The following is an 11899-nucleotide window of genomic DNA, read 5'->3' on the forward strand; positions in this document are numbered from 1 at the left end:
GCCAGATGGGCATACTGTTCGAGGACGACAACTTCGCTCTGTTCCGCGACGGTTTCCTGCAGACGATCGAGCTGAGCGCACTCAGCGCGCTGCTCGCCCTGCTGCTGGGCACCCTGCTGGCGGCCTTCCGGGTCTCCCCCGTGCCGGTGCTGCGCGGCTTCGGCACCGCCTGGGTGACGCTGTTCCGCAACACCCCGCTGACCCTGCTGTTCTTCGCCGTCGCGTTCGGACTCCCCCGGCTCGGCGTGCACTTCAGCCACCTCGTCTTCGCGGTGCTGGCGCTCGGCGGCTACACCGCCTCGTTCGTCTGCGAGGTGCTGCGCTCGGGCATCAACACCGTGCCGCTCGGTCAGGCCGAGGCGGCCCGCAGCCTCGGCCTCACCTTCGGCCAGACCCTCACCTCGGTCGTCCTGCCGCAGGCCGCCCGGACCGTGCTGGCCCCGATGAGCAGCGTCTTCATCGCCCTGCCGAGGAACTCGGCGATCGCCGGCGCGTTCAGCGTCCCCGAGCTCTACAGCGTGCAGCAGACGCTCTCCGAGCGCGGCTACTCGATCTTCGCCATCTTCTTCTGGGTGGCCTGCGCCTATCTGGTGATCAGCGCCACCGTCGCCCTCGTGTTCCGCTTCCTGGAAGACCGCCTGGCGGTGGCCCGATGAGCGAGCGGAGCGAGCGAACCATCGAAAGGTGCGCGCCGGTGACTGCCCCTGCCCAGCGGAACGAGGTGGCCGCATGAGCTCGCTCTTCACCCGCGCCTCCACGGCCAGCGTCCTCTACGACGCCCCGGGCCCCCGGGCCCGCGCCCGCAACCGGATCCTCGGCGTGCTGGCACTGGCCGGCATCGCCGGGCTGCTCTGGTACGCCTACGCGGCGCTCGACGAGAACGGCCAGTTCGACCCCCAGCTCTGGGACGCGTTCCAGTACAACACCGTCCAGCAGCGGATCGTCGACGGCCTGCTGGCCACCCTGGAGGCCTTCGGGCTGGCAGCGCTGTTCTCGCTCGTGCTGGGCGCGCTGCTCGCCGCCGGGCAGCTCTCCGACCACAGGCCGGTGCGCTGGGCGGCGGTCTCGGTCGTCCAGTTCTTCCGGGCGATGCCGCTGCTGATCCTGATCGTCGCGCTCTACTACGCGTTCTTCGCCAAGGAGCCGATGTGGGCCCTGGTGCTCGGACTCACCCTCTACAACGGCTCCGTCCAGGCCGAGATCATCCGCAGCGGCGTCAACGCCGTCCCGCGCGGCCAGGGCGAGGCGGCCTACGCGCTCGGCATGGGCAAGACCCAGGTGATGACCCTCATCCTGGTCCCGCAGGCGATCCGCTCGATGCTTCCCTCGATGATCGGCCAGCTGGTCGTCACCCTCAAGGACACCTCGCTCGGCTTCATCATCACCTACCACGAGCTGCTGTTCGTCGGTAAGGCGATCGCCAGCCAGCCGCTGAACGCCGCGGGCTTCCCCTACATCCCGGTGGTCCTGGTGATCGGCCCGATCTACATCGCGATGTGCCTGCTGCTCACGGCGCTCGCCCGGTGGATCGAAGCACGTGGCCGTCGCGGCGCGAACCGGCGCACATCGGCTGCTGCTTGACGGACACGCAGGTGAACTGTTGCATTGCTCTTCGTGACACCATCCGGGACCATCCTCGCGGCATATGACGCCACCCCGTCGGCCCGGCCGTGCCCGGAGGTACGTGAGCACACCGCCCCCGCCCGGCCGCGTCCGGAGGGCCCGGCATGGACCCGGTGATCGTCGTCGGGGCCGGACCGGTCGGTCTGGCCCTGGCGCTCGCACTCGCCCGGCACGAGGTGCCGACCATCGTCCTGGACGAGGGCTCCGGGCTCTGCCCCGAGGGCCCGCGCAGCGTCGTCCTCGGGCCTGACACGGCCGGCTTCCTGACCCGCATCGGCTACCCCCGGGCGGTCTCCGACGCCGCCCGGTGGGACGCCTTCGCCATCTGGCGCCGCCGCCAGGAGGTGCTGCGGATCGACCTCGCCGACAGCCCCGTCCTGCACCTGCCCCAGCACCGGCTCCAGCGCGGCCTGCGCGACGCCCTGACCGGCACCCCGCTGGTCAGACTGGTCCCGCTGAGCCGGGTCGGCAAGCTCGAACAGGACCGTGACGGCGTCAGCGTCCGCACCCGCAACCCGCAGGACGGCACCGAGACCTGGTGGCGCGGCAGCCACCTGGTCGGCTGCGACGGCGCCCGCTCCACCGTCCGCAAGCTGTTGAGGATCCGCTTCCCCGGCCGGCCCGCCGTCGACCGCAACGCCGTCGCCACCGTCCGGGTCGACCTGCCCTTCACCGAGGCCCGGCTGCACCGCGAGCCGCCGTGGCGGGGCGACCGCGAAGCCTCCGCCCGCCCGCTGCCGGACGGCGTCTGGCGGATCGACTGGCGGCTGCCCCCGGGCAGACCGGCGCCCAGCGAACCGGTCGACCCGCACGCCACCTGGCCGGGCATCGTCACCGGCGACACCCTGCTCACCCGCGTCACCGCCACCCTCACCGCCTGGTGCGGCGAGCTCCCCCGGTACGAACTGCTCGCCGCCGCCGACCACACCGCCCAGCAGCGGCTCGCCGCCCGCTTCCGCGACGGCCGGTGCTTCCTCGCCGGCGACGCCGCCCACCTGCACGGCGCGCTCGGCATGCAGAACCTCGCCGACGGGCTGCGCGACGCCGACAACCTCGCCTGGCGCCTCGCCCTCGCCTGGCACCTCCACGCCGGCGGCCCCCAGCCCGGCGGCACCCTGCTGGACGGGTACGAGACCGAGCGGCGCGGCGCGGTCGGCGCCCGGCTGCGCGCCGTCGACCAGGCCATGCCGCTGCTGCGCCCGCTGCGCGGCTGGCAGGCCACCCGCCGCTCGCTGCTCACCGGCTCGTTCCGCAAGCACGCAGCGCTGCTGGCCGACGGCCAGCTCGGCACCGGCCGGTTCGGCGGCCCCCCGGCCTACCCGGCGGCCCCCTCCGGCGTGCCCGGGCGGGTGCCGGTCCAGCGCGGCGGCCGCAGCACCACCTCGCTCAGCGAACTGCTGCCCGCCACCGCGCCCGGCGTCCTGGTGCCGGACCTCCCGGTGCTGGCCGCCGACGGCACGCCGGACCGGCTGCACGCGCGGCTCGGCTCGGCCTTCCTTCTGCTGCTGGTCGCCCCCGGCACCGCCGTCTGGTCCGCCGAGCACTGGCTGGGTGCCGGGCTGATGCCCCGGCTCGCCGAGGTGGCGGCGGCGCTGCCGGTACCGGCCGAGGTCCTGGTCACCGAGGAGTACCCGGGGGCCGGGCCGCACACCGTGCTGCTGATCCGGCCGGACGGCCACCTGGTCGGCGTCACCCAGGGCGCGGCGGCCGAGGACCTCCAGGCGCTGGCCGACGGGGCCCGCGGCGGGCCGCAGCCGCTGAGCCGCACGGCCGAGGCGGCGGCGGACGGCGGTCGTCCCGGTCCGACGGACGGCGGTCGTCCCGGCACGGCGGGGGGTGCGCCCGGCGGAGCCGTCGCCGGACCGGCCGCCCCCGCGGTGGACTCCGCTAGCGGGCCACCTCGGTGACCCGGCTCTCCCGGACGACGGTCACCCGGATCTGGCCCGGGTAGGTCAGCTCCTCCGACACCCGCTTGGCGACCTCGCGGGCGATCACCTGTGCCCCGAGGTCGTCCACCACCTCCGGCCGCACCATCACCCGCACCTCCCGGCCGGCCTGCATCGCGTACACCGCGGCCACCCCCTCGTGCGCCCGGGCGATCTCCTCCAGCCGCTCCAACCGGCGGACGTAGACCTCCAGCGACTCCTTGCGGGCCCCCGGCCGACCGCCCGAGCACGCGTCCGCCGCCTGGACCAGCACCGCCTCGACCGTCTGCGGCTCCACCTCGCCGTGGTGCGCGGCGATCGCGTGCACCACGTCCTCCGACTCGCCGAACCGCCGGGCGTACTCCGCCCCGACCGCCGCGTGGCTGCCGTCGACCTCGTGCGTCATCGCCTTGCCGATGTCGTGCAGGAGCGCCGCGCGCCGCGCCGGCTCCGGGTCCACCCCGAGTTCGGCCGCCATCATCCCGGCCAGGTGCGCCGACTCCACCAGGTGTCCCAGCACGTTCTGCCCGTACGAGGCCCGGTAGCGCAGGGTGCCGAGGGTGCGCACCAGCTCCGGGTGCATCGCGCCGACCCGTACCGCCAGCAGCGCGTCCTCGCCGGCCCGGACGCACCGCCGCTCGACCTCCTCGCGGCTGCGCTCGTGGACGTGCTCGATCCGCAGCGGATGGATCCGGCCGTCCTCGACCAGCTGTTCCAGGGTGAGCCGCGCGGTCTCCCGGCGGACCGGGTCGAAGCAGGACAGCTGCACCGAGGCCGGGGTGTCGTCGATGATCAGGTTGACGCCGGTGACCGCCTCGAAGCTGCGGATGTTGCGGCCCTCGCGGCCGATGATCCGGCCCTTCATCTCCTCGTTGGGCAGCCGGAACACCGACACCGCGGTCTCGGCGGTCTGCGCGGCCGCCAGCCGCTGGATCGCCCCGGCGACGATCGCCCGGGCCCGCTCCTCGCCCTGTTCCCTGGCGGTCCGCTCGATCTCCCGGACCGTGACGGCCGCCTCCCGCCGGGCCTCCTCCTCGGCCTCCCAGACGAGTTGGGCCCGCGCCTGGCCGGCCGAGAGCCCGGCGGTGCGCTCCAGCTCCGCCTCCCGGCGCCGCAGCAGTTCGTCGGCCTCGTCCCGGGCCCGCGCCACGTCGGCGGTCCGCTCGGCGAGTTCGCCCTCGCGGAGGTCCAGCCGGCGCAGCTCCTCGGTCAACCGCTCCTCGCGCCGGTCGAGTTCGGCCCGCAACCGGGCGGCCTGGCCCTCGGCCCACCGCCGGGCCCGCTCGGTCTCGGCCGCGGCGCGCCGCTGCGCGGCCTGGAGCCGCCGGACCATCAGCCAGGCCGCCGTCACGACGGCGATCAACGCCACCGCCGACAGCAGGGAGGTGACCGATCCGGTGCTCAGCGCGATCCTCATCCTGGCCACTCCCCGTCCCTGCACGGCACGCCGTCCGGGGCAACCGCGACCGGGTCCGGGCAGGCCTGCCCGAGGCGTGGCCGAGGAGTGATCGACGCGCTCCCGCACTGAGTGCGAGGCTAAGCGCAGGTTACGAAACGGTCAAGACAGGCCCGGGAGTTGGCGAACCCTCACCCCGAGCCGCCATCAGTCCCACCCGTGGGCGGATGGTCCGTCCACGTCCTCTCCGTCCGGACCGGATCCGGCCTCCTCCGCATCCAGTGCCTCGCGCACCACGCGGAAGGCCAGCCCCTCGGAGTAGCCGCGCCGGGCCAGCATGCCGACCAGCCTGCGCATCCGGGCCTGCCGCTCCAGGCCCCGGGTCGTCCGGAGCCGGCGTTCGACGAGTTCGCGGGCCGCGTCCGTCTCGTCGTCCTGGTCGAGCTGGGCGAGCGCCTGCTCGGCGAGTTCGCCGGCCACGCCCTTGGTCCGCAGCTCCTGGGCCAGCGCCCGCCGGGAGAGCCCGCGCACGGCGTGACGGGACTCCACCCAGGCCCGGGCGAAGGCCGCGTCGTCGATCAGCCCGACCTCTTCCAGCCGGGTCAGCACGCCGTCGGCGACGTCCTCCGGGATCTCCCGCTTGCGTAGGGCGTCGGCGAGCTGCTTGCGGGTCTTGGCGGCTCCGGTGAGCAGCCGCAGGCAGACGTCCCGCGCCCGGGATTCCGGGTCGGCCGACTCCTCCGCGGCGGCCCGCCGGGGCTGCTCCGGGCGGCGGGACCGCTCGGCCCCGCGCCGCCCCGCGCGCCCGCGCGAGCCGGCGCCGTCGGGGGCCGCACCGTCCAGGTCGTCGCTGTCGAGCTCGTCGCCGTCCAGGACGCCGTCGTCGGGGAGCACGTCGGCGGCCGGACGTGCGCCGCCGCCGACCCGGCCCGGAGCGCGCCCCGGGTCGAACCCGTGCACCTCGTCGACCGGCTCGGCTCGCCTGCGGGCACGCCGGCCACCCGGTCCACCGGGCGCGCGCGGGGCCGAGGCGGGCACACTCCCGTGACCGGCCGCCTCACCCCCGGTCCGGTGGTCGGCGACCGTCTCCTCCGCCAGCGCCGACCGGCGCCGACGGCGCCCACCGGGCAGCTCGGACGCGGACACCAGCCCGAGCCCGCTGCCCAGCAGCCCGGGGCCGTCCTGGGCCTCCGGCACGCCCGGACCACGTCGTGCCGAAGGCCTGGCCCGGCCCGACGCACGAGCGGACTCGGCGCGGGACTCGCGCTCGGCTTCCGGCCCCCGCCCGTACCTGCGCCCGCGCGGGGACCTCGGCTCGACCTCCGGCTCCGGTTGGGCCACCGGCTCCGGCTCCGGCTCGGCCACCGCGGCGAACCAGTCCGGCGGGCCGTAGTCGTCGTCCTCCTCCGGGCCCGCCGGGCCGCCGCCGGCCGACGTGCTGTGCTGCGTCAACGGTTCAGGCCTTGGCCGCAGCCGCCGTCTTCTTCGCCGCAGCCGTCTTGGCGGCGGTCGCGGTGATCGGCTTGGCAGCGGCGTCGGCGGCCGGCGCATCGCCGTCGGCGGGCTCCTCCGTCTTCGGGCCGATGCCCAGCTTGCCCTTGATCTTGCGCTCGATCTCGTCGGCCAGCTGCGGGTTGTCGCGCAGGAAGTTGCGGGCGTTCTCCTTGCCCTGGCCGAGCTGGTCGCCCTCGTACGTGTACCAGGCACCCGACTTGCGGATGAAGCCGTGCTCGACGCCCATGTCGATCAGACCGCCCTCGCGGCTGATGCCCACGCCGTAGAGGATGTCGAACTCGGCCTGCTTGAACGGCGCGGCGACCTTGTTCTTGACGACCTTCACCCGGGTGCGGTTACCGACCGCCTCGGTGCCGTCCTTGAGGGTCTCGATCCGGCGGATGTCCAGCCGGACGGAGGCGTAGAACTTCAGCGCCCGGCCACCGGTCGTGGTCTCCGGCGAGCCGAACATGACGCCGATCTTCTCGCGGAGCTGGTTGATGAACACCGCGGTGGTGTTCGACTGGTTCAGCGCACCGGCGATCTTGCGCAGCGCCTGGCTCATGAGCCGGGCCTGCAGGCCGACGTGCGAGTCACCCATCTCGCCCTCGATCTCGGCGCGCGGGACGAGCGCCGCGACCGAGTCGATGATCACCAGGTCGATCGCGCCGGAGCGGATCAGCATGTCGGTGATCTCCAGGGCCTGCTCACCGGTGTCCGGCTGGCTGACCAGCAGGGCGTCGGTGTCCACGCCGAGCTTCTTGGCGTACTCCGGGTCGAGCGCGTGCTCCGCGTCGACGAAGGCGACCGTGCCGCCGGCCCGCTGGGCGTTGGCCGCCAGGTGCAGGGTCAGCGTGGTCTTGCCGGAGGACTCGGGGCCGTAGATCTCGATCACTCGGCCGCGGGGAATGCCGCCGACGCCGAGGGCGACGTCCAGGGCGGTGGACCCGGTGGGGATCACGTCGATCGGCTCGTTGGCCTTCTCGCCGAGGCGCATCACCGAGCCCTTGCCGAACTGCCGCTCGATCTGGGCGAGTGCGGTCTCAAGGGCCTTCTCGCGGTCCGTACCTGCCATGGCTTCCACCCTCGGGTTCTGTGCTGTGCGCTTCATCGTCCTCGACGCTAGCGCGTCCCACTGACAAACGGCCCCGACCGGGCTCGGCCTGTGGAAAACTCCTCGCCGGAGAGTACAAAGAACATCTGTTCGATTCAAGCCGGAGCGCGTTCGACCCGACCCGCGCCCGTCCGGTCCGGGGCCGTCCGCCCCGGACCGGCTCGGCCTACCGCTCCCCGCCCCCGCCCGCCGGCTCCCGACCCGTACCGGAATCCGAGCCGGCAGCCGAGCCCGGACCCGAGCCGGAGCCGGACCCCGCACCGGAGCCGGCGGACGGGTCCGCACCGGCGCCGGGCGCCGTACCCGCGCCGACCATCCGCCGCAGCCGTCGCGCCGCCTCCCGGCGCAGCTCCCGCCGGGCCCGCCGCTGCTCCCCCCGGTCGATCCGCGGGTCGGTCGCCACCTCGTAGCGCCGGACGTAGGTGCCGACGAAGCCCTGCAGCGTGGCCGCCGCCGGGATGGCGATCAGCGCGCCCACCGCGCCCAGCAGCGCCGCGCCCGCGATCACCGAGCCGAACGCCACGGCGGGGTGCACGTCCACCGTCCTCGCGGTGATCCGCGGGTGCAGCAGGTAGTTCTCGACCTGCTGGTAGACCACCACGAACACCAGCACCCACAGGGCGTCCACCGGCTCGACGGTGAGCGCGACCAGCACCGGGAGCGCGCCGGCCAGGTACGTCCCGATGGTCGGCACGAACTGCGACATGACGCCGACCCAGACGGCCAGCGCGGCCGAGTACGGGAGGTCCAGCAGGGCGAACATCACCCAGTGCGCGGCCGCCGACGCGACGGCGAGCAGCGCCCGGGAGTACAGGTAGCCGCCGGTCTTGGCCAGCGCGATCTCCCAGGCGCGGAGCACCTCGCCCTGCCTGGCGGGCGGCAGCAGCGAGCAGACGGTCCGCCGCACCCGGGGGCCGTCGGCCGTGAAGTAGAAGGTGAAGAGCCCGACGGTGAAGGCCTGGAAGAGCCCGCCGATCAGGGTGGAGGAGACGCCCCAGACGTTGTCGGCGGCCTGCTGGGCGTAGGACTCGATGGCACCGGAGTCCTTGAGCAGCTTCTTCTGCAGCTCGTCCAGCGAGAGGTCCTGGTGGAAGGTCCGGTTGATCCAGCCGATCAGGTTGTCCAGCAGGTGCGGGAGGTCGCCGGCGATCTTCGCGACCTGGTCGACCAGCAGCGTGCCGAGCGCGGTCAGGAAGCCCGCCACCGCGATCGCCACCGCGACGAAGACCAGGAAGGTGCCGACGCCCCGGCGCACGCCGCGGGCCGCCATCCGGTCCACCGCCGGCTCCAGCGCCAGCGAGAGGAAGAAGGAGACCAGCAGCATCACGAAGAGGTCGATCAGCTGGTGGAAGGCCCAGTCGGCGAGCTTGAACAGCCCGACCATCACCAGCGCGAGCACCATCGCGCGCGGCAGCCAGCGCGGCATCCCGGTGCCCCAGAGTCCGCCGGCCGCGCCGGGAGCGGGGGCGGCTTCGGGAGCGGGCTGCGGGCCCGCGGCCTCGCCGGCGACCTGCGCCGACCTGTCCGAATTCTGGGGTTCTGCGCTGCTTGTCACCCGAACAGTCTGGCCCATGCCCGCAACCCGCCCGGGCACCGGGCGCCGGCCCCGGCGGCCACCGGGGGGGCCGGCCCGGACGCGTCAGCGCAGCAGCGTCGAGACGCCCTGGGTGTCGCAGACCACGCGCCAGACGTCCTTGGCCTCCCAGCCCGCCTCCAGCGCCTGGCGCACCGTGCGCCCGCCCAGCTCGGTCATCACGTGGTCGGTGGCGAAGGACTCCGCGTACGCCTCCCCGAAGTGCGCGTACATCCGTCGCCAGAACTCGGTCAGCCTCATGCCGACCAGTATCCCGGACCCGTCCCCGGCACGGGCGGGCGCCAGTCCGCCGCGTCCAGGGCGTACTCGACCTCGCCCAGCTCGGTGCCCGGGATCGGCTCCGGGTAGTCCTCGTGGAACGTCCGGACGTAGCGGAGACCGGCCTTCTCCATCACCCGGCGCGAGCCGAGGTTGACCGCCATCGTGTACGCCACCACCCGGCGCACGCCGAGCCGGGCGAAACCCTGGTCGATCAGCGCCCGCGCGCCCTCGGTGGCGTAGCCGCGCCCCCAGGCCGGCCGGCGCAACCGGTAGCCGAGCTCGACCTCGCCGGGGTCCTCCCGGTCCGGTGGGCGGAACTCGAACCAGCCGAGGAAGGCCCCGCCGTCCCGCTCCTCGGCCGCCCACCAGCCGAGGTCGCCGTAGCGCTCGTAGTGGGCGAAGTAGAGCGGCAGCAGGGTGTTCTCGACCTGCGCCCGCGGGGTGGGCCGGCCACCGGTCAGGTAGCGCGTCACCTCGGGATCGCCGTCCAGCTCGACCAACCGGTCGGTGTCGGCCGTGGTGAACCGGCGCAGGACCAGCCGTTCGGTGGTGAGGTGGACGTCCATCCCCCGATCCTCGCCCACGGCCCGTCCGCCCGTCACCGGGTTTTCCGCCGCCGACGCCCCGCCGCCGACGCCCCGCCGACGCCCCGCCGCCCCGCCGCCGACAACCCTCCCCGGACGCCCACCACCGACGCCCCGATGCCCCGACGCCCCGGCGCCCACCCCGCCTCAACCGCCCCGGCACCCGCCGCGAAGCCCCACCCGGCCCCGATCAGTGCGGGAGCACCAGCGTGCCCGCCCCGTAGTACTGGCGGTCCCCGCAGGCCTGCGGCCCCGGCGGACAGGAGGCGGCCGCGGTCGTCGCCAGCAGTTCGGCGAGCCGGTCCGAGCCCCAGTCCGGGTGGAGGGCGGCGGCCACCGCGACCGCGCCGGTCACGTGCGCCGCCGCCATCGAGGTGCCGGCCAGGGCGGCGTACTGCCCGCCGGGCCAGTCGGAGACGATCGCGCCCTGCGGGCCGCCGTCCGGGTCCCCGCCGGGCGCGGCCAGCGAGACCCGGCCGCGCCCGTAGTTGGAGTACGCCGAGGGGTGGCCGTCCCGGTTGAGGGCGGTCACCGTGACCACCCCGGGCAGCTCGCCCGGCAGCCGGACGCACTCGGTGCCGAGGTAGCGGGACTGCGCCGGACCGGAGGTGCGGTCGTTGGGGCTGCGGTCGTCGGTGCGGGGGGCGCCGAGGTCCTGGCCGTCGTTGCCGGCCGAGGCCACGACCACGGCGCCCTGCCGCCGGGCGTAGCCGACCGCGCGGTCCACCGCGGCGGTCAGCGCGGCCTGGTCGCGGTCCTGCGGGCAGTTGTACTTCCACGGATCGGCGAAGTAGCTGTTGTTGATCGCCCTGGCGCCGTGGTCGGCGGCCCAGAGCATGCCGCAGACGATGTTCTCCGTGTAGTACTGGCCGAGCGGGCCGAGCAGCCGGACGGCGGCGATCCGCACGCCCGGCGCGACCCCGCTGACGCCGTGGCCGTCCCGGGCGGCACCGACGATCCCGGCGACGTGGGTGCCGTGGCCGCTCTCGCCCACCCCGAGGTCGGGCCGCCAGGCGCCGGTCCGGGCGTCGGGGCGGCCGTCGGCGCAGGAGGCGGAGCTCTTCGGGTCGACGGCGGCCCGCAGGTCCGGGTGGGTGTCGTCGACACCGGAGTCGAGGACGGCGACCAGCACCCGGCGCAGCGCGTCGGCCGCGGGAGCGCCCGGGCCGGCCGGGGGGGTGCGCAGCACCGTGGGCGAGGTGTCGCCGCCCGGGCCGCCGACGACACCGAGCATGGCGAGGTTCCAGGCGTCGCGCTCGCCGGGATCCGCCACGGTCGCGGTGGTGTCGTCCGCGCCGTCCGCCGTCCGGCTGCCGCCGAAGTCCCCGGCGCCGTCGGTGCCGTGTCCGGCGAGGAGCCCCGGGCCCGCCGCAGCGCCGCCGCCGTTCTCGGCTCCGCCGTCGGTGCTGCGCCCGCCGTCGGCGCGGTCGGCGCCGATTCCCGCGCGGAAGTCCCCGGCGCCGTCGAGCGGGCGGGGCGGGCTGGGCACCGGAGCGGTCCGGGTGGCACCGACCATGGCCACCCCGGGCCGGGCCCGGACCTTGTCGGCGAACCCCCCGGTGGCGTACGCGAGCACCACCCCGATCTGCGGGTACTCCTGGACGACCTGGCCCCCGGCCGCCCGGGCCTCGGCGCCGGCCCGGGCCGCCCCGGCGGCGTCCGCCTGCTCGGCCAGCACGAGGTAGCTGAGGTAGGACCGGCCCGGCCCGGCCACGTACGGGACGGCGCCGCCCACCACCAGCGCGGTGAGCAGCATGGCGAGCAACGCCCGGAGGGGCCCCTGGGCCCGGCCCCGGCGGCGCCGGGCGGGACCACTGCCGGACGGGTGCGCCTGCGCCATCGCACGGTCTCCGCTCGTCGGTCCCGGTGGTCAGGGAGGGTCGGGCCACCGGGGAGGCCCGGCGGCCA

10 protein-coding genes are annotated in these 11899 nt (G+C 75.1%); 3 read left to right on the plus strand and 7 right to left on the minus strand.

Annotated features, from left to right (window positions below; genetic code table 11):
• Positions 1-5 precede the first annotated feature (5 nt).
• The 3 genes from MCM47_RS25260 to MCM47_RS25270 all read left to right on the plus strand — a co-directional run bounded on the left by MCM47_RS25260 (position 6) and on the right by MCM47_RS25270 (position 3530).
• The gene (locus MCM47_RS25260; RefSeq protein WP_238863980.1) at positions 6-656 is read left to right on the plus strand and encodes an amino acid ABC transporter permease; all 651 of its coding nucleotides are present in this window, start codon (positions 6-8) and stop codon (positions 654-656) included.
• A gap of 73 nt (positions 657-729) precedes the next feature.
• The gene (locus MCM47_RS25265) at positions 730-1581 is read left to right on the plus strand and encodes an amino acid ABC transporter permease (RefSeq protein WP_238863981.1); all 852 of its coding nucleotides are present in this window, start codon (positions 730-732) and stop codon (positions 1579-1581) included.
• Positions 1582-1727: 146 nt separating this feature from the next.
• Positions 1728-3530 (plus strand): FAD-dependent monooxygenase, encoded by a 1803-nt coding sequence (locus MCM47_RS25270; protein ID WP_238863982.1) that lies wholly within the window; start codon positions 1728-1730, stop codon positions 3528-3530.
• Here MCM47_RS25270 and rny read toward each other — a convergent pair.
• The 7 genes from rny to MCM47_RS25305 all read right to left on the minus strand — a co-directional run bounded on the left by rny (position 3511) and on the right by MCM47_RS25305 (position 11831).
• Positions 3511-4965 (minus strand): ribonuclease Y, encoded by a 1455-nt coding sequence (rny, locus tag MCM47_RS25275; RefSeq protein WP_238863983.1) that lies wholly within the window; start codon positions 4963-4965, stop codon positions 3511-3513. The two genes, MCM47_RS25270 and rny, sit on opposite strands and share 20 nt — an antisense overlap.
• Positions 4966-5151: 186 nt before the next feature.
• Positions 5152-6396 (minus strand): RecX family transcriptional regulator, encoded by a 1245-nt coding sequence (locus tag MCM47_RS44080; protein WP_374209201.1) that lies wholly within the window; start codon positions 6394-6396, stop codon positions 5152-5154.
• A gap of 4 nt (positions 6397-6400) precedes the next feature.
• Positions 6401-7513 (minus strand): recombinase RecA, encoded by a 1113-nt coding sequence (recA, locus tag MCM47_RS25285; RefSeq protein ID WP_238863984.1) that lies wholly within the window; start codon positions 7511-7513, stop codon positions 6401-6403.
• Between the two features lie 205 nt (positions 7514-7718).
• On the minus strand, positions 7719-9107 hold the full coding sequence (locus MCM47_RS25290; RefSeq protein WP_374209202.1) for an AI-2E family transporter: 1389 nt from the start codon (positions 9105-9107) through the stop codon (positions 7719-7721).
• An 84-nt stretch (positions 9108-9191) separates the two neighbouring features.
• Entirely contained in the window at positions 9192-9386 is a 195-nt protein-coding gene (locus MCM47_RS25295; protein WP_238863985.1) for a DUF3046 domain-containing protein, read from the minus strand.
• Positions 9383-9973, minus strand: a complete 591-nt coding sequence (locus MCM47_RS25300; RefSeq protein WP_238863986.1) for a GNAT family N-acetyltransferase — start codon at positions 9971-9973, stop codon at positions 9383-9385. Before MCM47_RS25300 ends, MCM47_RS25295 begins: the two co-directional genes overlap by 4 nt.
• 208 nt (positions 9974-10181) lie before the next feature.
• A complete protein-coding gene (locus MCM47_RS25305; protein WP_238863987.1) occupies positions 10182-11831 on the minus strand; it encodes a S8 family serine peptidase in 1650 nt (549 codons plus the stop codon).
• Positions 11832-11899: the final 68 nt, after the last annotated feature.

The sequence above is a fragment of the Kitasatospora sp. A2-31 genome (genome assembly GCF_022288725.1).
GTDB lineage: Bacteria > Actinomycetota > Actinomycetes > Streptomycetales > Streptomycetaceae > Kitasatospora.